We start from the raw sequence: 24,999 nt of genomic DNA on the forward strand, positions 1-24,999 counted from the left end.
GTAGGAGTGGACATCACGCGAAAGCTCGGGCAGGCGACACTGGCGGCCGTGACGGCGGCGCTGATCAACCCGGTTCCGGCCGTGGCCGCGACGCCGAAGCCGGACCATGTGGTCATCGTCGTCCTGGAGAACAAGCGGTACGACGCCATCGTCGGACCCGCCCAGACCCCGTGGATCACCGCCCTGGCCGGGCACGCGGCGAACCTGCGTGACTTCTACGCCGAGACACATCCCAGCCAGCCGAACTATCTGGCGCTGTTCTCCGGGTCGACCCAGGGCGTCACCGATGACAAGTGCCCGTACGACCTGGGAGCCCGGCCCAACCTGGCGCGTCAGCTGATCGACGCCGGCGACAGCTTCGCCGGATACGCCGAGGGCCTGCCCCGCACGGGCTGGCGCGGCTGCGGGTCGGCCCGCTACTTCCGGCGGCACACCCCGTGGGCGAACTTCAGCAACGTGCCGTCGTCGGTCAGCCGGCCGTACTCCGCCTTCCCGTCGCACTACCGGAAGCTGCCGACCGTCTCGTTCGTGATCCCCGACGTGTGCGACGACATGCACGACTGCTCCCGGGCGACCGGCGACGCGTGGCTGCGCGAACACCTCGCCAAGTACGTGACCTGGGCCCGGACGCACAACAGCTGGTTCGTGCTCACCTTCGACGAGGACGACCGGACCGACGCCGACCACATTCCGGCCATCGTCATCGGGGTGGGGGTGCCGGCGGGCCAGTACACCGTCCGGCTCGACCACTACGACCTGCTGCACAGCCTGGAGAAGATGTACGGTCTGCCGTACCTGGGCGCGGCCGCCGCGCGTACCGGCCTGCCCTGGGTCTAGATCCTGTTCCGGGTGTTCAGACCCAGGCCTGGGCCAGATCAACGAACGCCTCGGTGGCGACCGCGGCCACCGCGAGGAAACCGGCGGCGAGCAGGGCCGGGGCGATCAGGCGGCGGCGCAGCGTGGCGGGGGTCGCCTGGCCGAGGGCGCGGACCCGGCGGACCACCGCCCCGCCGTCGATGCCCAGCGCCGTCCCCGGCTCCGGGCCGGAGCCGGCGAGGGCGGCCCGGGCCACCGCCTTGGCGGTCAGCCGGCGGTCGCCGACGTGCGCGGCGGCCTCCTCGTCGGCCCAGCGTTCGACCAGGTAGGCGACCGCGTCCCGGACCGGGATGAGCAGCGGGTTCAGCGCGGCGGCCGCGGCGGCCACGGCGACGAGCCGGTGGTGACGATGCTCGAGGTGGGCCTGCTCGTGGGCGAACAACACCCGCCGCTCGTCGGCGTCGAGCAGCCGCAGGATCCCGGTGGTGACCAGCAGATGCCCGGGCCGGCCGGCGGCGCCGGGCACGGCGACCGCCATCGGTTTCGCCCAGTCGGCGATGACCAGGCCGTCCTGGACCTCGCCGACGGCCCGCAACCGGCGATGCGTCGTCCAGCGCCGGCGGACGTCGACGAGCAGCCGGACCCCGGCGCCCAGCAGGAGGACCCCGGCGAGCAGAGCGACCGGCCCGGGCACCGGCTCGGGAAGCTCCAGGCCGGGGGAGTCGTCCCGGACGGACAGCGGCGGTACGTCGTCGAGCATGGTGAGCGCCAGCATGGTCAGCGACCAGGTGGACGAGACGGCGGCGACCGCGGCGGTGGCGGCGAGGAGGCGCGCGGCCGGGCCGGGCGTGCCCCGGCCGGCGACCCGCGGCGCGATCGACGCCAGTGGCAGGGCCAGCAGCAGCGGCAGGTAGATGGCGACGGTCATGCCGGGCGCTCGGCGTCGGTGAACAGGTCACGCAGGATCGCCGCGTCGGCCGCGTCGAGGGAGGCGGCGAACTGCCGGAGCACGGCGTGCCGGTCGGTGCCGTCCGGCAGCGCGGCGCGCATCTGGGCCACCGCCGCGGCCGCCGCGTCGCGCACCGGCCAGTACACGTGCCCGCGGCCGGCGCGGCGCCGCTGCACCTGATCCTTCTCGTGCAGCCGGATCAGGATGGTCTGCACGGTGTTGTACGCCAGATCGTCGCCGACCCGCTGCTGCACCTGGGCCGGCGTCATCGGCGCGTCGGCCGCCCACAGCGACGCCATGACGGCCGCTTCCAGCGCACCGGGGCGCCGCCTGTCCTTCGTCACACCCCGAGACTATCGGGAATCACCACCTACATAATGTAGGGATAAGCTCGATGGCGTGATCGACGACGTCCGCCGCACCCGCCCCGGTCCCGCGCGGCCCGTCCTCGCCGGCTCGGCCGCCGCGTTCGTCCTGCTGACCCCCGCCGTGGCCGGCAGACTCGCCCCGCTGCTCTCCTTCGACGCCTTCGTCAGCCACCGGGCGCACACCCTGGCGCTCGCCCATCCCGCCTGGCGTTCGGCGATGGCCGCGGTGATGATCTCCCCGACGGTTTTCCTGATCGGCTACGTCGTCCCTGCGGCGGTGATCGGCATTTGTACGCCTTAGGCAGCGCCTCCCCCGATGAGTGCGTCCGTTGGCGGCGATCGCCGTGGATAGCCTGCTGCGATGAGCGACACCCCGATTCCGGCCGATCTCGACGAGGCACTTGCCGGCCTGCTCGACATGCTCGCCGCTCCCGACCCGCGGGTGCGAGACGACCAGGCGTACTCGACGCTGGTCCGCTGGATCCGTGGCGGAGCGCTGGACACCCGTCTCACCGCACTCGGCGACATGCTGGCCGGCCGCCTCGTTCACCCGGAGATCCAGGCCCGCGCCTTCGCGCCGCTCGTCCTGGCTGCCATCGTCGATCGGGACCGGGAAACGGGAGTCCTGGACCGCGCGGCAGTGCATCGCTGGCGGGCGGCGTTCGGCGACTGGTGGCTGACCGAGGATGACCTTCGCGGCTGGGACGAGCGGCTCGGCTGGCTGCACGCGATCGCGCACGGGGCCGACCTCGCCGGAGCCTTGGGCACCTCACCGCGGCTCGATGCGGCGGCGCTGGCCGCACTGCTCGATCTCATCGGCCGGCGGACGGTGACCCCGACCGCGTACCGGTATGCCCAGATGGAAGAGGACAGGACGGCGCGGGCACTGGTGCGGATACTGGGGCGGCCGGAGTTGACCGAGGAGGGGGCGGTCCGCTGGCTGATCCGGGTGGACGAGCTGTTCGACGGCGGTGGCCCCGGGCCGCTGCCGATTCCGGTCGCCAACACCCTCGCGGTCCTGCGGGCGCTCTACGTCATGGCGGACCGGCATGCATTGCCGCACCGGACCGCGATCACCGACGCGACAGCGGTCCGGCTGCACGCCGCCTTCGATGCCTACCCGGTGGACAGATCGTCACCCTAGTGGCGGTGGGTGACCGGGTCGCCCTGCGGTCCGCGCCACCGGGTCCGGCGGCTGGAGCCCGCCGGTACACCTGACGGCTACCGCTCCTCGCCGGTGACACCCAGCGACGGGATCGGCGGGCTGCCGGGGACGCGCCGGTCGTAGCGTTCGATCTCCAGCTCCGCCTGCCGCACCTCCAGCGCGGTCTTGCGGTTCTGTTCCTCCGCCAGCTTCGCCTGCGCCTGCACCAGGTTGGTGTGCTCCCTGGCCATCTCCAGCTTGAACCGGTGCCGGCGGGACTGAAGGTGCTGGACGACCCCGCCGATGCTGCCGCCGAAGAACAGCAGGACCATGAAGACGTACCAGAACACCTGACTGAACTCCACGGCTGCCCTCCCCGAGGCCCGATGCGACGCCATCACAGTAGAGGGATCTGTCCAGCTCGATCGCTCAGCGCCCGACCAGGGGCAGGGTGAAGGCGCCGGACTGGATGCCGGCCGCGTCGAAGGCGGCGAACCGGAACCCGGCCGCCAGGACCGCCGCGTGCACCGCCTCCCGGATCGGGGAGCTGACCGCGCGTGGCAGGTCCTCCGGGAGCAGTTCGATCCGGGCCACGTCATCGTGGTGACGCACCCGCAGGTCGGCGAACCCGAGGTCACGCAGCGCCGCCTCGGCCCGTTCCACCTGCGCGAGCCGGTGCGGGGTGACCTCGACGAAGTGCGGGATGCGCGAGGCGAGGCAGGGCGCGGCCGGCTTGGCGGCGACCGGCAGCCCGCACTCGCGGGCGAGACGGCGTACGTCCGCCTTGCTCAGCCCGAGGTCGGCGAGCGGTCGCAGCACCCGATGCTCGGTCGCGGCCCGGGACCCGGGCCGGTCCGGGCGCCGGGCGTCGTCGGCGTTCTCGCCGTACGCCACGGCGTCCACCCGGTGCGCGGCGAGGACCTCGTCGTCGATCCGGGTGAACAGCTCGTCCTTGCAGTGGTAGCAGCGGTCCGGCCCGTTCGCGCGGTAGGCGGGCCGCTCGCCCTCGCGGGTGAGCACCTCGACGACCGGCGCGCCGATGTGCCGGGCCACCTCGTGCGCGGCGGCGCGTTCGGCCGCGGGCAGGCTCGCCGAGACGCCGAGCACGGCGAGCACCCGGCCGGGGCCGAGCGCCCGGGCGGCGAGGGCGAGCAGCAGGGCGGAGTCGACGCCGCCGGAGAACGCGACCGCGAGCCGGCCGACGCCGGTCAGCATCTTGGCGAGCTCGGTCACCACCTCGTCGGCACCCCGCCGGCTCATCGTGCGGTCCCCGCGGCGTTCAGGCGGAACAGGACCTCGCCGGCCTGGGGGACGACCAGGGTGTCCGGATCCGCGGCCAAGGCTTCCAGGTCGATCGTCGCCGGGTCCCGATAGCCGAGGTTCGCCCCGCGCACCACCTGCTCGGGGATGCCGGTGGCCAGGGTGACGCGCACCCGCGGCCGCTCCCCGTCCACCGGATCCCACGTCCCGGCGCCGTGCAGATGCGTCGAGTGGGCCAGCACGCCCCAGTGCTGCGCGGAGAACCGGTCCCACTGTCTCACGAAGTAGTCCCGGCAGTGGTAGCCGATCTCCTCGATCTCCGGATGCATCGCGGAGATCCGGGTGATGTGCGGCGCGTAGATGATCACCTCGCCGCCGTCCGCGACGATCGGCTCCACCTTGTAGAAGCCCTTCGCCCCGGTCCACATGTCGTCGTACTTGCCCGGGATGACCGACACCACCCGGCGCACCGGCGCATCCCGATACTGCACGTGGGTCCGCGCGGAGACGTCCGCGCACGCCGCCCACGCCTGCTCCGGGGTGCCGAACGCCGCCGCGTGCAGGGCGCCGGTGCCCGACTGCACGACCAGGCACAGCGCCAGCCGGCGGGACGGGATCATCGCGGCCGCCTCGTCGATCAGCGCCCGCACCGGGGTGATCCCGCGCGTACCGATGATCTCGGCGCTGGTGATCAGCGCGCCGAGCCAGTGCGAGAAGTCGATGATCTCCTGCCCGGCGACGCCCGGGAAGAAGTACTTGTTGCCGCCGGAGAAGCCGACCACCTCGTGCGGGAAGACCGGCCCGATCACCAGGCACACGTCGTGCTCGGCCACCGCCCGGTTCAGGGTGACCTCGACGGCGCGCCGCATCCGGCCCTCGGACAGCTGCGCCACCCGTTCCTCGCCGATCAGGCCCAGCGACACCAGCGCCGCCGGCCGCCACCACTCGTGATTGCGCACCTCGAAGCCCGGGTAGGGCCCGCCGAGGTGCTGGCGCAGCTGCTCGTCGGTCATCGGCGCGTGCGTGCCCAGGGCGATCAGCACGGTCACCGCGGCGGCCCGCCCGTGCAGCGCCTCGTGCACCGCGTCCAGCAGCAGCGGCAGCGGGCAGCTGCGGGTCGCGTCCGGCACCACCAGGCACACCCGTTTGCCGCCGAGATCCTCGGCCGCCAGCCGGGCCAGCACGGAGGCGCGGACGGCGGCCGGGTCGAGCACCTGCCCGGCGCCACCGATCAGGTCAGTCATGACCGCAGCCTGCCCTCGATGCCCGCCCGGCGGCAACCGGTCACCGGAAATCGGCGGCGTGGTCGACAGCCCAGGTGGCGAAGGTCCGGGCGGGACGGCCGGTGACGTCCGCCGCGGTCGGCATGGGGTGCGGTTCGACCGGTACCGGGGCGGCCTCCGGCTCTCCTCCGGAATAGCTCTGGAAGCCGGTGAGAAAATCGGCGGACGCGGCCGCGAAACCGCCCTGGGCCAGATACATGTCGCGGGCATGGGCCGGCGTCACGGCTTGCAGCCGGACAGGTTCGCCGAGCGCCTGACCGATGGCCGCCACCTGGTCCCGGCGGGTCAGCGTTTCCGGACCATAGAGTGTGTACGCCCGGCCGTGATGACCGTCCTCCACCAGTGCCGCCGCGGCCACCTCGGCGATGTCCCGTTCGTGGACCGGGCACCCGGCACGATCCGGGAAGGGCTCGCGGACGGTTCTCTCCGCCCGGATGGACGGCCCCCACAGCCACAGGTTGTTGAGCATGAATTCGGCCGGGCGGACGTGGGTCCACCGCATGCCGGAGGCTTCCACCGCCTGCTCGACGGGCAGGTGGAAATTCGTGTCGTAGCCGGTGGTCACCGCCCCGGACGACAGGGTGACCACCCGCTCGACGCCGGCCTGTTCGGCGAGCCGGACCACGGCGGGTGCGGTCCCGGCGTACGGGAACAGATAGAGGCGATCGATGTCCTGCAATGCCGCTCGCAGGCTGTCCGGCTGCGCCAGATCCCCCCGGACCGTTGCGGCCGCACCGGGCGCGTGACCGCCACGGCTGAGCACCCGGACCTCTGCTCCGGCCTGGAGAAGGTGTTCGACGACCAGCCTGCCCACATTCCCGGTTCCCCCGGTGACAAGGATGCGCATCGCGGTCACATTACCTGCGATGGTGTTATCGCCACCCGGCGCAACCGGCGAGGTGCACAGTTGAAGCATGTCCCAAGACGCTCGCCTCGCCGGCGAAATGGCGGCATCGTTGGAAAGGCTGCGCACACTCAGCGATGAGCGCCAAGCCGACCTGCGCCGCCAGCAAGAGGCCACCAGCCCCACCACCGACGCCCAGAAGCACCGCGGCCGGATCCTCGATCGACGGGACGACGCCCTCGACCGGCGTGACGACGCACTCGACCGGCGTGACGGCGCCCTGGACCGGCGTGCCAAAGCCGTTTCCCGCCGCGATGAGGCGCTGACGCGGCGGGAAAGAACCCTCAACGACCGGCAAGCGGAGATCGAGCAGCGAGCAGAAGTCCTCGACAAGCGAGAAAGAGGCGACCAGCGGGCGTAATCCTGTAGGAGGCAGCGGGGCACCTCGAGCCGGCGGAAGCCATGGCTCGCCGAAGCGCGCCGCTGGGGCGTGCCGGTACCGCGCCTGGCGGCAGCCGAGCCCTTCTTCGTGGACGGGGAACGGGCGGACGGGTAGCAGACTCGTGGCATGCCGCTGACAATCCGCTCCGCCGGCGAGGCTGATGCCGCTGCCTGCGCGGCCGTCTACCGCCCGTACGTACTGGACACCGCCATCACCTTCGAGTCCGACCCGCCGTCGGACGCCGAGATGGCCCGGCGCATCGCGGCCGCCGTCCGGTCGCACGCCTGGCTCGTCGCCGAGGACGACGGCGAGATCATCGGCTACGCGTACGCCGGTCCGTTCGCCGCCCGCCCGGCCTACCGCTGGTCGTGCGAGGTCAGCGTCTACCTGGCCGTCGGCCGCCGCCGCACGGGCGCCGGCCGCGCCCTGTACCGGTCACTGCTGCCGCGGTTGATCGATCGCGGCTACCGGGTGGCGGTGGCGAAGACGACCCTGCCCAACGAGGCGAGCATGGGCCTGCACGCGGCGCTCGGCTTCCAGCTGGTCGGCGTACACCGGAACATCGGTTGGAAGAACGGCGACTGGCACGATGTCGCCATCACCCAGCTCGACCTCGTCACCGACAGTGAGCCACCGGTCGAACCGTGCTGACCCCGATCCGGCCCGCGGCCGGAGATTCGCCGGTGAAATAGGCGGTACAAATCGACCAGCGTTCCTGTTACTGTCCGGTAACCCGACGGTAAAGGATCTGGTCTATGCGTCGTCTCGCGATCGTCCTGTCGTTGCTCATGATGTCCGTCCTGGTGATGTCCGCCCCGGCCACGGCCCGGCCGGCGGCGACCACCGGGTTCCGCTGGAACGACATCACCGCCGCCGACGGTGTGGTGCTGAAGTCCAACGTGATCGCCCCGTCCGCGCCGGGTGCCCACCCGGCGGTCGTGCTGGTGTCCAGCTGGGGATTCAACGACCTGGAGTATCTGGCGCAGGCCCGCGGGCTCGCCGAAGCCGGGTACGTGGTGCTGTCGTACACCGCTCGCGGGTTCTGGCTCTCCGGCGGGACGATCGACGTGGCCGGGCCGCGGGATGTCGCGGACGCCTCGAGCGCGGTCGACTGGCTGCTCGCGCACACCGCGGCCGACCCGGGCCGGATCGGCATCGTCGGCGTCTCCTACGGCGGTGGGATCAGCCTGCTCGCCGCGGCCCACGATCCGCGGATCCACGCGGTGGCCTCGCTCAGCGGCTGGGCCGATCTGGCCGCCTCGATGGCCGGCGGCGACACCCGCCGGCCGCAGGCGGCATGGTTCCTGCAGGCCGCGGCACGCCTGGTCGGGCACCCGTCGCCGGAGATGAACCAGATCCTCGACGACTACTGGGCCGACCGGAACGCCGACGCCCGGGAGCGCTGGGCGCGGGGTCGATCCGCCCGGTACTCGATCGACGCGATCAACCGGAACCATCCGGCCGTGCTCCTCGCGCACAGCTACGGCGACAGCATCTTCCCGGCCGGGCAGATGCTCGACTTCTACACCGCGCTGAGCACGCCGAAGCGTCTGGAACTGGCGCCGGGTGACCACGCCACGGTGGAGCTGTCCGGGCTGGCCGGCATCCCGAACCACGTGTGGACCAGCGTGCGGCGCTGGCTCGACGAATACCTGGCCGGCGTCGACACCGGCATCGGCGCCGAACCCGGCGTGGTGCTGCGTCCGCACGACTCGACGGCGGTCGAGTCGTACCGCGACGTGGCCGCTGTGTCCCCGCACACCGATCGCCTGCTGCTGGGCGCGCCGCACGGGCTGATCCCCACCGGCGATCTGGGCACCGCGGTGCCGTCGTCGACCTGGGACCGGCAGATCCAGGCCGGCACGGACACCGTCGCCGACGGGGGAGTGGCGCTGCTGACCAACGGCCTGGAGGGCCTGACCGGCATCCTGCCGACCACGTCACTGCCGTTCGTGTCGCGCCGCGATGCCGGAGTCTGGCTGTCCGGCGCCGCGCCGGCCGGCGGCTGGCGGGTCCGCGGCGTGCCGCACCTGCACGTGTCGCTGACCTCGTCGCGGCCGGCCGGCACGGTCATCGCCTACCTGTACGACGTGAACGCCCTCGGCGTCAGCCGACTGTTCTCGCACGCGCCGGTCACCTGGCACGGGTCACCCACGGTCCTGGATCTGCCGCTGCAGGTCACCGCGTACAACCTGCCGGCCGGTCACCGGCTAGCCCTGGTCGTGGACACCAAGGACCCGCTCTACTTCGACGCGAACACGGCGGGGTCCACCATCACCTTCCACGGCGGCTCATGGCTGGACGTACCGTCGGCCTGAAGTTCCCGGACCCTACTCGTGGGTTACCGCCTCATGCGCCGGCCGGACGGGTTATACCCGTGACAGAGGTGATGTGGCGATGGCACGTCGACTGGCAGCGCTACGCCGGGGACAGCGGGCGCTGCCGTGGATCGGCGTCACGGCCGCATTGGCCCTGATGGCCGGAGCGTGGCTCTGGTCGGGTGCGGTCGCGCGCCACGACGAGACCATCGCCACGGCTGCCGCCCTGGCCACGGATGTTCGTGCCGTCGAGAACGAGTTGGCTCGCTATGCGGACGTGCTGGCTGCCGCGGATGCCGCTCTCTCGACGGGAAAGGGGGACGATTCCGCCCTGGCCGCCGTCTCCGGCGGCTTCGACCTGCCGCACCGGTATCCGGGTGCGCTGGCGATCCTCGCCATCGACCGGGATGCCGGTGGGGCAGCTGTCGTCCGGACGGCGCAGCCACAGCCGGCCCGCGGCTACCCGATCGGCACCGACCTGAGCACGGTGCCGCAGGCAGCGGCGACGTTCGGCATCGCGACGCAGGCCAGGCGCCCGGCGCTGAGCGCCCCGATACCCGCCTCCGGCGCCATGGCCGGCACCGTCCTGGCGATCCGCGCCGCCGGTGCCGACCGGTACGTGGGCCTGCACCTGGACGTCCAGCGCTTCCTCGACGGCCTGTACGGCCGCGCGGAGATCAGCGGCAACGTGCGCATCACCGATGTGTCCCACACTCCCACGCTGCTGGCCGTGTCGGTGGACGACGGCCGGCCCTCGGCGCGCACCGACGAGGTGGCCGCCTACGGCCGGCGCTGGCAGATCGGCTACACCCCCACGGGCACGGTAACCGTCGCGGGGGAGCGGACCTACCGGCTGGTGCTGCAGTCCGCGGCCGCCCTGTTGTGCCTGGTGCTGCTGGCCACCGTGCTCGGCCAGGCTCGGTCGCGGCGCCGCGCCGTGAATCTGGCCGAGCGCCTGTCCGAGAGCGAGGAGCGCCGCAACCGCCTGATCGACACGTCGCCGATACCGATCCTGGAGGTCGACCCCCAGGGCACCGTCGAGTACGAGAACGGCGCTGCCGCCCGCCTGCTCGGCCACCGACCGGGTGCGGTTCTCGGCAGCCCGCTGCACCTGACCGTGCACCGGGCCGACGGCGAGCCGGAGTCGCTGAGCGTCACCGAGGATCTCGACGGTGAGCCGATGACCATCGAGACCGGTGCGGGACCGCGCTGGGTGATCGCCTACTGCACCGACACCTTCCGCGGCCGAGGACGGCTGCTGCTGCTCTCCGACGAGACCCCGCGGCACGAACTGCAGGAACAGTTGGCGCAGGTGCACCGCATGGAGGCGCTGGGCCGGCTCGCCGCCCGCATCGCGCACGACTTCAACAACCTGCTCACCCCGATCGGCGGCTACCTCGACCTGGTGCTCACCGGCGGCAACGACCTGGCCGCGGAGGACCGTGACGCGCTCACCGAATGCCGGAAAGCGACCGGCCGGGCCGCTGCCCTGGTGGATCAGATCCTCGCCATCAGCCGTCAGCAACACGACGGCACCAGTACCGTCACCGACGTCGCCGCCGGAGTCGCGTCGATGACCGGACTGCTGCGGCGCATCATCGGTCCGGACCGCCATCTCGAAGTCGGGCTGCCGCCCGACGACGCCGGGCGCCCGTTCGCCGCAATCGAGCCCACCGCGCTCGAGCAGATACTGGTCAATCTGGTCACCAACGCCCGCGATGCCACCCCGGCCGGCGGCCGGATCACGGTCACCGTCGACGCCGGCGACACCGTACGGATCAGTGTCGCCGACACCGGCGCCGGGATGGACGACGAGACCCTCGCCCGGGTCTTCGACCCGTTCTTCTCCACCAAACGCGACCACGGCGGCACCGGTCTCGGGCTGGCCACCGTGCACGCCATCGTCGACGGTGCCGGCGGTCACCTCGCCGTCGAGAGCCGGCCCGGGCAGGGAACGACCTTCACGATCGCCCTCCATCGTCACGACGCCCCGCCGTCCGATCCCGCCGCCGAGCCGGCGGCCGCCACAGCGCCACCGGCAGCCGAGAACCAGACCGTCCTGCTGGTCGAGGACGACCCGCAGGTCCGGCAACTGGCCCAGCGCATCCTGCAGCGCCACGGCTACCGCGTACTGGCGTGCGGCACCGCCGAGGAGGCCGAGAAACGCTACACCGAACAACGGGCCACGATCTCCATCCTGCTCACCGATGTCATGCTGCCCGGCATGAGCGGCCCCGAACTGGCCCGCACCATCGCCAAGGTCGACCCCGACCTGCCCACCGTCTTCATGTCGGGATACTCCGACGGCGAGCTCACCGACCAGGGGCAGGTTCCCGCCCACACCACCCTGCTGGCCAAACCGTTCCCCGCCGCCGACCTGACCCGCACCGTCGCGGAGGCACTCGCCGATGCCCCGTGAGCCGCACCCCGACGCCGCGCCGCCGGCACCGATGACCCGACGTCGGATCCTCGCCACCACAGCGGTCGTGTCCGCTGCGCTGCTGACCGGCTGCCCGCACCCCGAGAAGTCCACCCCCCGCGACACGCTGGCCAAACTGCGCCGGACGCGAGTGGCGCGCCTGGCCGTCGCCGGTGAGGAGCCGTTCGGCTTCGTGGACGCCGGCGGCGAACTCACCGGCGCCATGCCGCAGATCGCCAGGGAGGTTCTCGCCGCGATGGGCGTCCCCCGGATCGAACCGCTGGTGATGGATTTCACCAGTCTCATCGACGCCGTACTGTCCGGCAACGCCGACATCGTCGCCGCCGGCATGTCCATCACCACAGCTCGCTGCGCACGGGTGGCGTTCGCCCGTCCCGACTTCCGGCTGCCCCAGGCGCTCGCCGTCCGCGGTGGAAACCCGCTGCACCTGGCCGACTACGCCGGCATCGCCGCGCGCCCCGGCACCAGGCTCGGGGTTCTGGCCGGTGCGGTCGAGACCGAATACGCCACCGCGGCCGGCGTACCGGAGGAACGGATCATCCCGTTCACCGGCTCCGACCAGCTCACCACCGCGGTGATCGCCGGCGACATCGACGCCTTCGCCCTGACCAGCCTGTCCGTGCGCCGGCTCGTGGCCACCACCGCACCCGGCGCGCTCGACATCACGCCCAGCTTCACGCCGATCGTCGACGGCACACCCCGCCTCGAACTCGGCGCCATGGCCTTTCATCCCGGCGCCCCCGACCTGCTCGACGCCTACACCGCCGCGGCCGCGAAGCTGCGCAGCTCCGGCACCATCGCCCGGATCCTGCGCGCCTGGGGATTCGAGAATCAGGAGATCGCCGACGGTACCGAGCCGGGATGCGTGTCCTGAGGCGGATCGGGCCCCGCCGGCGGCCGATTGCCTCAGGTCCGCTGCGGCCGCGCCGACTGACATGGGGAAGCGTCAGACATTAGTACGGGAGGAGGCGGCACAGATGATGAAGCGTCCTCGCGCGTGGATGGGTTTCCTGATCGGCGGCATGCTTTTCGTCGCGCTGTATCTGTGGCTGCCCGACAACGTGTACGGGGTCCTGGGGTGGGACGGCGTGGCGGTGGCCGGTGCCGTGGCCATCGTGGTCGGCATCCGGCGCAACCGGCCCGCGGGAGCGGCCGCCTGGTGGCTGCTCATGGCCGGGCAGCTGGCCAACGTCGTGGGCGACATCATCTACTTCGTCGCCTCCGGCAGCGGTGGGGTCTTCCACCCGTACGACGTCCCGTACCTGCTGGGCTACGCGCTCCAGGTGACCGGGGTGCTGGTCCTGCTGCGCCGGCGAGGCGCCGGCCGGGACTGGGCCACGCTCGTCGACTCGATGATCATCACAAGTGCGTTCGCGCTGCTGAGCTGGGTTTTCCTGATGAAGCCGGCGGCCGCGGAGGCGTCGCTCGGCCTGGCCGGCCGGCTGATGGCGATCTCGTACCCGGCTCTCGATCTGCTGCTGGTCGCCATGGTCGCCTGGCTGCTGACCGCCGACGGGGCGCGCAACATCGCGTTCTTCCTGGTCGCGACGAACATGGTGGTCTTCCTCGTCGGCGACTACTTCTGGGCGTTCGCCAATCAGACCTCCTACGACCCGGGCACGCTCGGCGGCCGACTGATCGACTGCACGTACCTGACCGGCTACATCGCCTTCGGCGCCGCCGCGTTGCACCCGGGCATGGTGGAGATCGGCCGGCCGGCCGGCCCACAGCGGGTCCGACCGATGACCCTGCACCGCCTGATGCTGCTCACCGCGGCCACGCTGATCGCGCCGGCGCTGCTGGCCTGGCAGGCGTACCGCGGTGCCGGCCGGGTCCTCGACGCGTACGCGATCGTGACCGGTTCGGTGGTCATGTTCCTGCTCGTCATCGCCCGGATGACGATGCTCGTCCGGCAGGTCCAGGCACAGTCGGCCATCCTCGCCGAACACGCCGATCTGCTGCGCGAGGCGGCCCAGCTGGACCCGCTCACCAACCTGCCCAACCGCCGCGCCTGGAACGCCGCACTGCCCGCGGCGCTGCAACACGCCGCCCGGCACCGCGCCCCGCTCACCCTCGCCGTGCTCGACCTCGACCACTTCAAGGTCTTCAACGACACGCACGGCCACCAGACGGGCGACCGACTGCTCACCGAGGCGACCGCGGCCTGGTCGACGAACCTGCGTTCGACGGACGTGCTGGCCCGCTACGGCGGCGAGGAGTTCGTGGCCCTGCTGCCCGGCACCACCGCAGCCGAGGCCCTCGACCTGCTCGACCGGCTGCGCCCGGTCACGCCGATGGGCTGCACGTTCTCGGCCGGCGTGGCGACCTGGGACGGCGTGGAGAGCGGCGACGAGCTCCTCGGCCGCGCCGACCAGGCGCTGTACCGGGCCAAGGCCGCCGGCCGTGACCGGGTGGTGAGCGACGATGTCGTGGCCGCTGCCTGACATGCCGACGCTCACCGACCGCCGGACCCGGCTGACCTGGACGTGGATGACCGCGGGGACGCTGATCTGCCTGGGCTTCCCGCTGCTGCCGGCCGGGGGACTGCTCGCGTCCGTGCTGTACAACGGGATCGGCCTGGCCGCGTTCGTGGCCATCCTCGCCGCGGTGCGCCGGTACCGGCCGGCCCGGCCGTACGCCTGGTACGTGTTCGCCGCCGGCGTCATCGCGTTCGTGGCCGGTGACGTGGCCTTCGAGGTCGGTGGCCTGCTCCACGGCGAGCACCCGTACCCGTACTGGAACGACGCGTGCTACCTCGTCGCGTACCCCCTGCTCTGGTCCGGTCTGCTCCTCGCCGCCGGCGTACCGGCCCGGCGGGACCTGCCCGGCATGACCGACGCCGCGGTGATGGCCACCGGTGTCGCGCTGGTCTACTGGGTGTTCCTGATCGACCCGGCGCTGGGCGGACACGGCACGCCGCTGTCCGAGCGGGTCCTCACGGTCGCCTACCCCGGCTGTGACGTGATCATGTGTGCGGTGGCGACCCGGCTGCTCACCCGCACCGGAGCCCGCACCACCAGCGTGGCGCTGCTCGCGGCCGGCTCGGTGCTGAACTTCGCCGGTGACCTCGCCTGGAGTCTCGCGCCGACGCTGACCGGACGTCCGGCCTCGGTCATCACCGCCGTGTTCCTGGGCAGCTACGTCTGCTGGGCCGGTGCCGCGCTGCACCCGTCGATGGCGGACGCCGGCGCCGCGGCACGCCCGGCCACCAGCGTCCGCTTCGGGTGGGGCCGCTCCACCATGCTGATCGGCTGCGCCCTGCTCGTACCCGCCGTGCTGATGATCCAGGGCCTGCGTCACGACGAGATCAGATGGGCGGCCATCGGGCTCGGCGCCGTCCTGGTCCTGCTCCTGGTGACCGCCCGGATGACCGGCTTCGTCCGGCAGATCCAGACCCAGTCTTCGCTCCTCGAACGGCTGGCCATGCGCGACGACCTCACCGGGCTGGCCAACCGCCGCCGATTCGGCCGACGTCTGGGCGAGGCCCTCGCGGCCGGCTCCCCGCAGGTCTGCCTCCTGGACCTCAACCGCTTCAAGGAGATCAACGACCGGCTCGGGCACGCGGCCGGCGACGCGCTGCTGCTCGCCGTCGCCGACCGCCTGCGCCACGGGCTGGGCGAGGTCGATCTGGTGGCGAGGATGGGCGGCGACGAGTTCGCCGTCCTGCTCGCCGACGCGACGGCCGAGCAGGCCGACGCCGAAGCCGACCGGATCTCCGTCGCGCTGCGCGAGCCGTTCGCGGTGGCCGGGCAGAAGCTGCTGGTGGTCGCGAGCGTCGGCGTCGCCGACGGGGCCGGTGCCGGCGACGCGATGGAGGTGCTGCGCCGGGCCGACGTCGCGATGTACGCGGCGAAGTCCGGTGGCGGCCGGTGGCGCCGGTACGCGGCGGGACTCGACGAACACGCCGACGAGAAGGCCCGCCTCGGCGCCGAACTGCGCGCCGCCCTGGACGCCGGCCAGTTCCGCCTGGTCTACCAGCCGATCGTGGCGCTGCCCTCCGGCGACCTGCGCTACGTGGAGGCGCTGGTCCGCTGGCAGCACCCGGACCGCGGCTTCGTCAGTCCCGCCGCGTTCGTCCCGGTCACCGAGGAGAACGGGCTGATCGTCGAGCTCGGCGAATGGATCATGCGGACCGCGTGCGCCGACTTCGCCCGGTGGCACGCCGAGCAGCCGGCCACCGCCCCGCAGCGGATCAGCGTGAACGTCTCCGCCCGGCAGCTCGCCGAGCCGGGGCTCGCCGCGATGGTCGCCTCCGTACTGGCCGAGACGGGAATGCCCGCCGGCTGCCTGATCGTCGAGGTCACCGAGACCGCCGTGTTCGGCGGCGGTGTCGCCGTCCAGGCCATCGAGGACCTGCACACGCTGGGCGTGGGAATCGCGCTGGACGACTTCGGCACCGGGCACTCGTCGCTGGGCCTGCTGCAGACCGTCCCGGTGGACGTCCTCAAGGTCGACAAGTCCTTCGTCGACAACGTGACCATGGCGGGGCGGCACGCGGTGATCGCCGAGGCGCTGATCAGGGTCAGCGACGGCCTGGGGCTCAGCGCCGTGGCCGAAGGCGTCGAGACCGCGGAACAGGCCGCGGAACTGTACCGGCTGGGCTACCGGCTGGCGCAGGGCTACCACTTCGGTAAACCGGCCGCGGAACTCCCCGCCCGCCGGATAGCGGCGGCGGCCTGACCGGTCGTCTGAGGGACGGGACGCTGATCATCCCGGACTACGGCCCCTGCAGGTGCCGGAGGCAGCTGTGGCGCGTGCACACCCATGCACATACGGTGGGTTCGTGGACACTGTGGATGGTCAGGACGAGGACAAGAGTTTCTACCGGACCGTTCTGAAATACTCGGCGGGTTTGTGTCTCGGCCTGCTGCTACTCGTCACCTACCCCGTCTACGTACGGGTCACATGCCACGCCGACTTCGACGCCGGGCGCCTGGAGACGCACGACGCGACCGTACTGAGCGCGCACTACTACGACGTCTTCGACGGCAGCACGCACGGGACAGGTCAGCAGATCACGCTGCGCCTGGACAACGGCACGGAGCGGACAACACCCGAAGCTGCGAATTGGATCGAGGTAGACAAGGTGCGCGAGGGTGCCCGGGTGACGGTCGGACTGTCCCAGGGCCGCTTAGTGTCGGTAGCGGGCACCTACGTCGGACCGGGATACCTCTACTCCGGGCTCGGTCTGTGGATCATGACAGGCGCGCTCGTGCTGTCAGGCATCTATGCCGTACAGCTTCGCAGAGCCCCCGCTGGCCGGTCCAAACCGCACACCGCGGGCTACGTCACCCAGGCCCTGATGTTGTACCTTTTGTTCACCATCGTGGTCCAGTACAGCCGGTACGAAGCATGGGCACCCGTTATCGCCCCGGTCCTGGCGACGGCCATCCCGCTGGTGATCTTCTGGACGCGTCACCGCCGGCCCGCCCACGCCCTCTGACGCCGCCGAACAGCCTCCGACCCGCGGGCCCCTCACGCTGACGTGCGGCTGCTCAGAAGTCGGCTGCTACATCGCCGTACAGCGATGGGATCAGGTGGTCGTGGTCGCGCGCCAACCCTCCCCACAACCTGCGCGACGCCGCATCTGGAAGACCGAGCTCCGCCGGTGCAGCCCACGCGCTCGCTCACCACCGGACCGCGAGTGACGGTCCTGACCGGGTGCTCTCCCTCCTGGACGACCTCTGATCCACCGCCGAGAAGGCGCTGACGCTGTCGCCGTGCCGTTCGGGAAAGCATCACCGAATAGCCGATGGTCGCGCGTTCGCCGGCTCCGGTCAGTGCTGCGGCGCCGGACGCCGGGCCAGGATGCGGTCGAGATCGGCGAGCCACCCGCACGCTACGTCCGCGGTGACCGGGTCGGTGCGCAGGAGATGCAGGGCATCTTGCCCGCGTACGTCGTCGCGTAGTGAGAGGCCGGCGGCAGCCGGGACGCGGGCGGGTGCGTGCGGGTCGCTCAAATGGTCGATGAAGACGGTGCGGACCTGTGTGGTGTCGAGGTAGGAACCGGCGAGGACGCCCAGTGCCGTCGCACGGGTGTGGGGGTCCGGGTCCGCCGCGAGTTCGATCAACGTCCTGATGTGCGCGGCAGGTGGAGAACTCGCCGGGGCGGGCAGCGTCTCGTCACGCCGCGAACCGGTGACGAGGACCAGCTCCATGGCCACCCGGGTGCGGACCAGCGGATCGCGGTGCCGAGCGTGCGGCAGGATCTGACGCAGGTCGGTACCGGGCCGGGCGTGGAAGGCGAACTCGGCGAAGGCGCCGATCAGGTTGTCGAGCACGACCGGGTCCCGCTCGTCACGGATCCGGGCGGCGATGATGTCCGCGGCCTGCGCGTCGTCGAACGGCCGCTCGCGCCGACACAGCCCCTGCACGACCTCGGCCGCGAACCGCCGGTGTTCGACGGTGGGATGGGTCAATCGGGCGGCGAGCCAGTCGAACACCGCGGCATCGCGTTCCGCGCGCTCCCTGATCGTGGTGTGAGCCTGCGCGTTGTCCCACGAGTAGGGGTGCGCGGTGTGCACGGCACGCGCGGCGATCTCATCGTTCGACGTGACGATGCCCAATGCGTCCTCCAGCAGCGTGACGACCGCGCGATGCGCCACCCACACCCGGTCCTCGCGGCCGTCGGCGGTGTGCACGCGGATCCGTACCGCCGACGGGCCGTCGTCGCCGTCGCGCCACGCGGGTACCCGCTCGCGCTCCACCACGGTCGCGGGGTCGTCCAGGGCGCCGAGACGCCGGCGCAGCTCCTGTTCCGGGTCGACCGTAAGCCAGGTGCGGGCCAGAGCGAGTGCCGCTCGCAACGAGGACTCGGGGACTGTCGGCCACGACGAGTGCCCATGGTTGTGCATCAACACCGTGACCAGCATGTTCCAGGCCCCACGCTCGGCGAACCAGCTCACCGGCTCGACCCTGCCCGGCCATGCCCGGTTCGGGTCCACGCCGGCCAACAGCAGTTCCTCGACCACCTCGGCCCGCCCGGCGACGGCCGCCTCCCGGAACAGGGCGCTGCCGAGCTCGCCACCCAGGTCAATGTCGGACAGCTCCCGCAGCAGCACGGTCAACCGCTGGATATCGCCGGCCCGAACAGCGGCGGCCAAACGTTCCATCACCCCGTCCCCGTCCCCGGCCCCTTCAGATGCGATGCTCACGCGGGCAACAGGCGGTTCAGGACGGTCCGGGCCAGCGCGTCGAGTCGGGCTTGCAGGTCGTTGTCGGCGCGTCCACCGAGTTCGTCCTCCAGGCGCTCGGCCAGTGCGGCGACCGCCGGGAGCAGGTCGGACAGTGGGCTGCGCTCATGGCCCACCACGTATAGACGGTGGGTTCCCACTCCGGCGGCGATGCTGCGGTCGAGGATGCGCTCGCAGGTGTCGGCTGCGATCAGCTCCACCGCGGTCGCCAGGTCCGGTTCTGCGAGGCCTAGTTCGGCGGTGACCGCCGCCAGGTGCTGGTTAGCGTCATGCGTCGACAGCGTTCGAGCTGACTGCGCCGCGAGCGCCACCACGGCGTCGCCGTCGACGCCGGCCGCCAGCAGGTCGCAGGCCAGCATCACCGCGTGATGGGGCTCGGTGTCGTAGAGAAGTGCCCGAGCCTGTTCGGCCCGCAGCCGGCGAAGGAGGCTGTCGTCCACGGGTCGAGACTAGTGCGTTGCTATGGCTGGACTCTCGCGGTCTATGCACCGCTGCCAGCGTCATCTAACCGCGTTACTCGGACTTGTAGTGGTAGGTTCGCCCGCCGGCACCCTGAGTGAATCCGTCCGGCATGAGACCCAGCGACAGCGCGGTGTCGACGATGAGCGCCATGCCGAGACCGGTCGGGTTCTTCGGCTCAGGCGCGTTGCCGATCGTCAGTTCCTCGGGAACCCAGAGATCCACGCGGCTGGCCGTGCCGGCCCGTCGGCGCAACTCCTCGCAAAGATCCTCGACTGCGCGTGCCTCACTCATGAGGCTCAATGAGAGCACACCGTCCCGCAGCAAGAGCACCCGGGTCTGAACGCACAACCGGCTCGCGCTGACTGCCCGGCAGCGAGGCGGCACCTTGGTATGCCGAGCCTCGTCCGGACTGATCAGTGAGGGAGGAACTGCGTCAGGGACAGGGTGTTGCCATCCGGATCCCGAAACCAGGCGATGCGGTCGCCTCCGGGCGTCGTCCATACGCCGGCACCGTCCTGCTCCAGACCGTCATAACGGACGAACGTGATGCCCGCGCCACTCAGGCCGGCCACCACCGCGTCGATATCCGCAACCTCCCAGCCGAACACGGTGAACGGCTGCGGTTGCAGCTGATCAGTCTTGGTGACCCGCAGCATCGTTGTCCCGACCCGGACGACGCAGGCGAACGGCGTCACCTCTGCAACCACAAGACCGAGCGTGTCGGCGAAGAAGCGCCGCGACCGTTCGAGGTCGGTCGAGGGAAGGAAGGCGATGGGCGCGGCGGAACCGAGCATTGCTCCTCCGGAGGCAGCGGTCGAGGGCGGCACTCAGGCTATACCGTTCGCCGGCACGCGCTGCGCACTCATGGGCAGCCGCAGACAGGGCATGCCCCGGGCGGTCGACGGCGGTGGGGGCGAACTCACCGCTCGGTGAGGACCTGGTCGGCGGCGGCGGTCAGCGCGGCGCGTTCGACGCCGAGCGTGCGCAGCGCCCGGGCCACGGTGCCGCGTTGCTGTCCGCCGATCGCGGCGACGACATGCGCACCGCGCAGAGGTGACCCTGAGCCGGCCTTCGCCAGCCGCACCGCGGCCTGGAAGACCTCCTGGCCGGGCGCGGTCAGCCGATAGGGCCCGGTGGCCGGGGCGGCCTCGGGAAGCGGCCGGTCCGGTCCGGCGACCTGCACGCCGACGTCGTGCATCGCCCGCTGGTGCGTGTCGTCGATCGCCGCCCGGAACCCGGCCGGGTCGGCGCCGGCCCGCTCGAACGCTCGCCGGGCCGTGTCGTCGGGCAGGTCGAACGCGGCCAGCAGGAGGTGCTCCGGGCCGGGCAGTTCGTCACCGGCGCGCCGCGCCTCGGACTCCGCGGCGGTGAGCAGCTTCTTGATCGTGCGCATGTCCTGGATGGGGCGGGGAAGCTTCACGTGGCGTCTCTCTCCTGTGCGATCTTCGGGGCGAGCTTCTTGTGGGCGGCCTGGGCGCTGATGCCGAGTGCCTGGCCGATGTGGGCCCACGTCCACCCTTGTCGCAGCGCGTGCTCGACCGCGGAGCGCTCCAACTGGTTGGCGAGCCGTCGCAGCGCCACGACGGCGGCCAGTGCGGCGTCCGGATCCTCGGGTGAAGGGAGCTCGACCATGTCATCAACTTTAGTTGATAGCGAGATCGCCGTCAACAAAAGTTGATGATCGAGGTCAGGTGCCGGACAGGGCGTGCTCTCACCCGCCCTCGGAAAAAAGTTGAGGTGTGATGTCGAGATGACGGCAGGCCCGGCGACGTAGGGGCATGACGGCACTCATTGACCCTGAGACGGCGACCATCGCGTCGGAAATGACCAGTCGTGGCGGCTCCACCCGCATCGCGGGCTGGATCGTCACCGGGCTCGTCACCCTGTTCCTGGCCTTCGACTCGATCACCCATCTGGTCCGCGAGAAGCATGTCGTGGACTTCAACAGCAGGATCGGCGCCCCCGGTTGGTTCCCGGTCGTCTGCGGCACGGTGCTGGCGGTGTGCCTGGTCGCCTTCCACGTGCCGCGCACCCGCGTCCTCGGCGCGATCCTGCTGACCGGCTACCTCGGTGGTGCGACGGCCGTGAACCTCGTCATGGGCCAGCCCGCCTTCAACACCGCATTCGCGATCGTCACCGGGGTGCTCGTCTGGGCCGGCCTGTGGCCCTGTGACGAGCGGGCTCGGCGTCTGTTCTGATAGCACTCGACCCACAAGGAGATCCACCGTGAAGTTCATGCTGCTCGTCCATGAGACCACCCGCCCGAGCGGCCAGCCGCCCGCGGAGCTGTTCGCGGCGATCGGCGCGCTCGGCGCCCAGGAGTCGGCGGCCGGCACCCTGATCGAGGTGGGCGGGCTGATGCCGATTCAGGCCGGCGCGGTCGTCACCCTCGCCGGGTCCGTGATCGCCACCACCGACGGCCCGTTCGTCGAGGCCACCGAGCTCGTCGGCGGGTACTCGGTCTACGAGCTGCCCGACGTGGCCGAGGCTGCCCGCAAGGCTGAGGCGTTCCTCGACGCCCACCGCACCACCTGGCCCGGCTGGGAGGGGTGGGTCGAGGTCCGCGCCATCATGGAGATGGCTGGGTGACCGATCCTGCGGGCACCGTCGAGCAGGTGTGGCGACAGGAGTCGTCGCGCCTGCTCGGCGCGCTGCTGCGGATCACCCGCGACGTCGGCCGCGCGGAAGACCTGGCTCAGGAGGCGCTCGCCCAGGCGCTCGCGCAGTGGCCGCGGACGGGCGTCCCGGACAATCCCGCCGCCTGGCTGATGACCACGGCCAAACGACGCGCGATCGACCAGTTCCGCGCCGGTGAGCGCCAGGTCCGGGCGTACGCGGAGGTGGCCGTGGGCGTGGTCGAGGGGTACGAACAGAAGTTCACCGTCGACCATCTTGAGGACGACGTACTCCGGCTGATGTTCATCTGCTGCCATCCGTCGCTCACCGCTGACACCCGCACGGTGCTGACCCTCCGGATGGTCGCCGGGCTCACCACGCGAGAGATCGCCCGCGCCTACCTCACCTCCGAGGCGACGGTCGCCACCCGCATCTCCCGGGCCAAGCGGACCCTCGCCGCGGCCGGCGCCGCGCTCGAAGAGCCGGATGCGATGGAGCGAGCCGGCCGGCTCGGCTCGGTGATGTCGGCGATCTACCTGCTCTTCAACGAGGGGTACGCCGTGACCGCCGGCGTGGAATGGACGCGGCCCGCCCTGTGCCGCGAGGCCGTCCGGGTGGCCGCCGTGCTGGCTTCCGTGTTGCCCCGAGAGCCCGAGGTGCACGGTCTGCTCGCCCTCGTCGAGTTGCAGTCCTCCCGCCTGGCGGCCCGGCAGAACGCGGCGGGCGAGGTCGTACTGCTCAACGATCAGGACCGATCCGCATGGGACCGCGCCGCCATCGAACGCGGCAGTACGGCCCTCGAAGCCGCGCGGGCCCTGGGCGGTGACGGCCCCTACTTCCTTCAGGCCGCGATCGCGGCTGAGCACGCCCGCGCGGCATCGGTCCCGTCGACCGACTGGCCGAGCATCGCTGCGCTGTACGAGCGGCTGGCCCGCGTCACGGGCTCGGCAGTGGTCGAGCTCAACCGGGCCGTCGCGCTCGGCATGGCCTACGGCCCCGAGATCGGCCTGCAACTCGTCGACCAGGTCGCGGAGATTCCCGCGATGGCCGACTATCACCTCCTACCCTCGGTCCGCGGCGACCTGCTGGAGAAGCTCGGCCGCCCTGACGAAGCCGCGGCGGAATTCCGCCGGGCGGCATCGCTGGCCCGCAATGACCGTGAGCGAGCCCTGCTCATCCGTCGCGCCGATGCAGCCTCAGCGGGCACCGGGTCCCCGAACCGGATCGGTTGACCGGTGGCGGACAGGGGACCGGCATCAAGGTCGCGCTCATCCGGACGTCCTCCCCGCGCCGAGGCGATCCGCCACGACACATCGGGCCGGGGTTCGGGAGGCGACCGGTCACGCCGCCGGCCGGTCCTTCAGTGCTTCGGCCGGGGTGGTCGGTGGCCGGGGTGCGGGATTCGGGGCGATCATGACCCGGTTGCGACCGGCCCGCTTCGCGGCGTACAGCGCGTGGTCGGCCTCGGCGATCAACTCGTCGAGGCTGTGCCCGTCATCCCACGTCGCCCCGCCGATCGAGGCGGTGACCCGGAGCGAGTGCCCGGTCGTTGCGATCGGGGCGCCGGCCACGCTCTGCCGGATCTGCTCGGCCATCGCTGCGATCTCGACGACCGTCGTCTTCGGCAGCAGGATCGCGAACTCCTCGCCGCCGTACCGGGCGACGACGTCACCGCGGCGCCGTGCCGCCAGCAGCCGCTGCGACACCTCGCGAAGCACGTCGTCGCCGGCGGTGTGCCCATACCGGTCGTTGATCTCTTTGAAATGGTCCAGATCGAGCAGGAGCAGCCAGGTGTCGGGGCCGGCGTGGCGGTGCATCGCCTCGCGCAGGAAGCGCCGCGTACGCAGGCCGGTCAGGGGGTCGGTGATGGCCGCGCGACGCTGCCCGTCGGCGATGACCTTCATCCGGGCGAGAGCGAGCAGGAACAGCCCGGCGCTGGCCGCGGCGATCAGCGGTACGTGCAGCGGCGCGCGCTGGAGGTATTCCAGATACAGCAGGGCCGGCGCGGTGAGACATGTCAACGCGAGCGCAGCCAACCGGCCGGTGCTGATCGGCTGTTCCGGTGCGGCCGGGGACCGGTCCAGCGACCGCATGCTCGGGTGCAGTGCGGCGGCGCCCAGGGCCAGGGCCGAGGCCAACCACAGCAGGTCCAGGACATCCCCGGCCCGGTAGCCGCCGGTCAGCTGCAGATAGCCGTAGGTCAGATCCGCGGTGACCAGGCCACCGATCCAGAGCAGCAGCAGCCGGTACGCGGGTACGACGCGGATGTCGCCGAGGGCCAACCGGATCGCGAGGATGCCCAGCACCAGGTCCATCACCGCGGAGGCCAGGACGGTGGTCTTCACGGCCGACGAACGGGTGGCATCGGCGAGCCCCGGCGCGAGCAGGTACACCCACATCACCAGCCCCGCGCCCAACCCCACGATCGCCGTGTCGATGAGACTCGCGACATCCCGCCCGGCCGCACGGCGTCGGATGAACCCCAGCAGACCCGCCGCCATCAACGGGTAGGAGAGCAGGTAACACAGGCTGGAAGCCAGGTCCGTGTCGACATCGACGACGAAACGGTGCAGGTAGAAGATCACATCGCCGATTCCGTACGTGCCCTGTCCCGCGGCCGCCAGATACCAGCGCAGCGGTCGGTGACATCCGTGCCGACGCACGCCGATGGTCACGGCCACGGGTACGGACAGCACGACGGTCGCGTATGCCACCAGCCGCAGGAGACCGGAGCCCGGCACGAGGGCCAGCAGGAAGTATCCCGCGACCAGCGCTGTACCGGTGGACAGGTACCAACCACACTCCGCCAGGAAGGTGACCCCGGTGCGCGGTCGCTTGATCTGGGTCATGGGATCAGCATTCCG

At 71.5% G+C, this 24,999-nt stretch carries 27 protein-coding genes; 14 read left to right on the plus strand and 13 right to left on the minus strand.

Going from position 1 to position 24,999, the window contains the following annotated elements; genetic code table 11:
* Nucleotides 1-6 precede the first annotated feature (6 nt).
* Complete coding sequence (locus tag ACSP50_RS16405; RefSeq protein ID WP_014690350.1) at nucleotides 7-837, plus strand: alkaline phosphatase family protein; 831 nt, start codon at nucleotides 7-9, stop codon at nucleotides 835-837.
* Nucleotides 838-853: 16 nt separating this feature from the next.
* On the opposite strand, the gene ACSP50_RS16410 is transcribed toward ACSP50_RS16405, so the two are convergent.
* Together ACSP50_RS16410 and ACSP50_RS16415 are read right to left on the minus strand one after the other, a co-directional pair.
* Nucleotides 854-1,744, minus strand: a complete 891-nt coding sequence (locus ACSP50_RS16410) for a M48 family metalloprotease (RefSeq protein WP_014690351.1) — start codon at nucleotides 1,742-1,744, stop codon at nucleotides 854-856.
* Nucleotides 1,741-2,109, minus strand: a complete 369-nt coding sequence (locus ACSP50_RS16415; protein WP_043511532.1) for a BlaI/MecI/CopY family transcriptional regulator — start codon at nucleotides 2,107-2,109, stop codon at nucleotides 1,741-1,743. Before ACSP50_RS16415 ends, ACSP50_RS16410 begins: the two co-directional genes overlap by 4 nt.
* A gap of 55 nt (nucleotides 2,110-2,164) precedes the next feature.
* On the opposite strand from ACSP50_RS16415, the gene ACSP50_RS16420 reads away from it, so the two are divergent.
* Complete coding sequence (locus ACSP50_RS16420) at nucleotides 2,165-2,434, plus strand: hypothetical protein (protein WP_014690353.1); 270 nt, start codon at nucleotides 2,165-2,167, stop codon at nucleotides 2,432-2,434.
* 60 nt (nucleotides 2,435-2,494) lie between these two features.
* Entirely contained in the window at nucleotides 2,495-3,277 is a 783-nt protein-coding gene (locus tag ACSP50_RS16425; protein ID WP_014690354.1) for a DUF2785 domain-containing protein, read from the plus strand.
* Between the two features lie 77 nt (nucleotides 3,278-3,354).
* Here ACSP50_RS16425 and ACSP50_RS16430 read toward each other — a convergent pair whose 3' ends face one another.
* The 4 genes from ACSP50_RS16430 to ACSP50_RS16445 all read right to left on the minus strand — a co-directional run bounded on the left by ACSP50_RS16430 (nucleotide 3,355) and on the right by ACSP50_RS16445 (nucleotide 6,667).
* A complete protein-coding gene (locus ACSP50_RS16430; protein ID WP_014690355.1) occupies nucleotides 3,355-3,642 on the minus strand; it encodes a hypothetical protein in 288 nt (95 codons plus the stop codon).
* Between the two features lie 64 nt (nucleotides 3,643-3,706).
* Complete coding sequence (locus ACSP50_RS16435) at nucleotides 3,707-4,537, minus strand: asparagine synthase-related protein (RefSeq protein WP_014690356.1); 831 nt, start codon at nucleotides 4,535-4,537, stop codon at nucleotides 3,707-3,709.
* Entirely contained in the window at nucleotides 4,534-5,781 is a 1,248-nt protein-coding gene (locus ACSP50_RS16440) for a lactate racemase domain-containing protein (protein WP_014690357.1), read from the minus strand. The genes ACSP50_RS16435 and ACSP50_RS16440 overlap by 4 nt, the downstream gene beginning before the upstream one ends.
* Before the next feature lie 40 nt (nucleotides 5,782-5,821).
* Nucleotides 5,822-6,667, minus strand: a complete 846-nt coding sequence (locus ACSP50_RS16445) for an SDR family oxidoreductase (protein WP_043514347.1) — start codon at nucleotides 6,665-6,667, stop codon at nucleotides 5,822-5,824.
* Between the two features lie 67 nt (nucleotides 6,668-6,734).
* On the opposite strand from ACSP50_RS16445, the gene ACSP50_RS16450 reads away from it, so the two are divergent.
* The 8 genes from ACSP50_RS16450 to ACSP50_RS16485 all read left to right on the plus strand — a co-directional run bounded on the left by ACSP50_RS16450 (nucleotide 6,735) and on the right by ACSP50_RS16485 (nucleotide 17,307).
* Nucleotides 6,735-7,085 (plus strand): hypothetical protein, encoded by a 351-nt coding sequence (locus tag ACSP50_RS16450; RefSeq protein ID WP_080127855.1) that lies wholly within the window; start codon nucleotides 6,735-6,737, stop codon nucleotides 7,083-7,085.
* Between the two features lie 147 nt (nucleotides 7,086-7,232).
* Entirely contained in the window at nucleotides 7,233-7,757 is a 525-nt protein-coding gene (locus ACSP50_RS16455) for a GNAT family N-acetyltransferase (protein WP_014690360.1), read from the plus strand.
* 104 nt (nucleotides 7,758-7,861) lie between these two features.
* Entirely contained in the window at nucleotides 7,862-9,424 is a 1,563-nt protein-coding gene (locus tag ACSP50_RS16460) for a CocE/NonD family hydrolase (RefSeq protein ID WP_014690361.1), read from the plus strand.
* A 79-nt stretch (nucleotides 9,425-9,503) separates the two neighbouring features.
* Nucleotides 9,504-11,843: a PAS domain-containing sensor histidine kinase gene (locus ACSP50_RS16465; RefSeq protein ID WP_014690362.1), complete on the plus strand. Its 2,340-nt coding sequence runs from the start codon at nucleotides 9,504-9,506 to the stop codon at nucleotides 11,841-11,843.
* Nucleotides 11,833-12,738: a transporter substrate-binding domain-containing protein gene (locus ACSP50_RS16470; protein WP_014690363.1), complete on the plus strand. Its 906-nt coding sequence runs from the start codon at nucleotides 11,833-11,835 to the stop codon at nucleotides 12,736-12,738. The genes ACSP50_RS16465 and ACSP50_RS16470 overlap by 11 nt, the downstream gene beginning before the upstream one ends.
* Nucleotides 12,739-12,841: 103 nt before the next feature.
* Nucleotides 12,842-14,308: a diguanylate cyclase gene (locus tag ACSP50_RS16475; protein ID WP_014690364.1), complete on the plus strand. Its 1,467-nt coding sequence runs from the start codon at nucleotides 12,842-12,844 to the stop codon at nucleotides 14,306-14,308.
* Nucleotides 14,289-16,544 carry a bifunctional diguanylate cyclase/phosphodiesterase gene (locus tag ACSP50_RS16480; RefSeq protein WP_014690365.1) on the plus strand — a complete coding sequence of 752 codons (2,256 nt, stop codon included), beginning with the start codon at nucleotides 14,289-14,291 and terminating at the stop codon, nucleotides 16,542-16,544. The genes ACSP50_RS16475 and ACSP50_RS16480 overlap by 20 nt, the downstream gene beginning before the upstream one ends.
* Before the next feature lie 103 nt (nucleotides 16,545-16,647).
* Nucleotides 16,648-17,307, plus strand: a complete 660-nt coding sequence (locus ACSP50_RS16485) for a hypothetical protein (RefSeq protein WP_043511534.1) — start codon at nucleotides 16,648-16,650, stop codon at nucleotides 17,305-17,307.
* 334 nt (nucleotides 17,308-17,641) lie between these two features.
* On the opposite strand, the gene ACSP50_RS16490 is transcribed toward ACSP50_RS16485, so the two are convergent.
* The 6 genes from ACSP50_RS16490 to ACSP50_RS16510 form a co-directional block, all read right to left on the minus strand.
* Complete coding sequence (locus tag ACSP50_RS16490; RefSeq protein WP_014690367.1) at nucleotides 17,642-18,976, minus strand: hypothetical protein; 1,335 nt, start codon at nucleotides 18,974-18,976, stop codon at nucleotides 17,642-17,644.
* A 38-nt stretch (nucleotides 18,977-19,014) separates the two neighbouring features.
* Nucleotides 19,015-19,497: a hypothetical protein gene (locus ACSP50_RS16495; RefSeq protein ID WP_014690368.1), complete on the minus strand. Its 483-nt coding sequence runs from the start codon at nucleotides 19,495-19,497 to the stop codon at nucleotides 19,015-19,017.
* 73 nt (nucleotides 19,498-19,570) lie between these two features.
* Nucleotides 19,571-19,810: a hypothetical protein gene (locus tag ACSP50_RS41925; RefSeq protein WP_155123518.1), complete on the minus strand. Its 240-nt coding sequence runs from the start codon at nucleotides 19,808-19,810 to the stop codon at nucleotides 19,571-19,573.
* A gap of 122 nt (nucleotides 19,811-19,932) precedes the next feature.
* On the minus strand, nucleotides 19,933-20,313 hold the full coding sequence (locus ACSP50_RS16500; RefSeq protein ID WP_014690370.1) for a VOC family protein: 381 nt from the start codon (nucleotides 20,311-20,313) through the stop codon (nucleotides 19,933-19,935).
* Nucleotides 20,314-20,438: 125 nt separating this feature from the next.
* Nucleotides 20,439-20,939 carry a Clp protease N-terminal domain-containing protein gene (locus tag ACSP50_RS16505; protein WP_014690371.1) on the minus strand — a complete coding sequence of 167 codons (501 nt, stop codon included), beginning with the start codon at nucleotides 20,937-20,939 and terminating at the stop codon, nucleotides 20,439-20,441.
* Nucleotides 20,936-21,151 (minus strand): hypothetical protein, encoded by a 216-nt coding sequence (locus ACSP50_RS16510; RefSeq protein ID WP_014690372.1) that lies wholly within the window; start codon nucleotides 21,149-21,151, stop codon nucleotides 20,936-20,938. The genes ACSP50_RS16505 and ACSP50_RS16510 overlap by 4 nt, the downstream gene beginning before the upstream one ends.
* 191 nt (nucleotides 21,152-21,342) lie before the next feature.
* On the opposite strand from ACSP50_RS16510, the gene ACSP50_RS16515 reads away from it, so the two are divergent.
* Genes ACSP50_RS16515 through ACSP50_RS16525 form a run of 3 tightly spaced genes read left to right on the plus strand, consistent with a single transcriptional unit; the run spans nucleotide 21,343 to nucleotide 23,367 of the window.
* Nucleotides 21,343-21,717 (plus strand): DoxX family protein, encoded by a 375-nt coding sequence (locus ACSP50_RS16515; protein ID WP_099343790.1) that lies wholly within the window; start codon nucleotides 21,343-21,345, stop codon nucleotides 21,715-21,717.
* 28 nt (nucleotides 21,718-21,745) lie between these two features.
* Nucleotides 21,746-22,108 (plus strand): YciI family protein, encoded by a 363-nt coding sequence (locus ACSP50_RS16520; protein ID WP_014690374.1) that lies wholly within the window; start codon nucleotides 21,746-21,748, stop codon nucleotides 22,106-22,108.
* Nucleotides 22,105-23,367, plus strand: coding sequence for an RNA polymerase sigma factor (locus tag ACSP50_RS16525; RefSeq protein WP_014690375.1), 1,263 nt, complete (start codon nucleotides 22,105-22,107; stop codon nucleotides 23,365-23,367). The genes ACSP50_RS16520 and ACSP50_RS16525 overlap by 4 nt, the downstream gene beginning before the upstream one ends.
* 108 nt (nucleotides 23,368-23,475) lie before the next feature.
* On the opposite strand, the gene ACSP50_RS16530 is transcribed toward ACSP50_RS16525, so the two are convergent.
* A complete protein-coding gene (locus tag ACSP50_RS16530) occupies nucleotides 23,476-24,984 on the minus strand; it encodes a diguanylate cyclase (RefSeq protein WP_014690376.1) in 1,509 nt (502 codons plus the stop codon).
* Between the last annotated feature and the right edge of the window lie 15 nt (nucleotides 24,985-24,999).

It is taken from the genome of Actinoplanes sp. SE50/110, from assembly GCF_900119315.1.
In the GTDB taxonomy this organism is placed as follows: domain Bacteria; phylum Actinomycetota; class Actinomycetes; order Mycobacteriales; family Micromonosporaceae; genus Actinoplanes.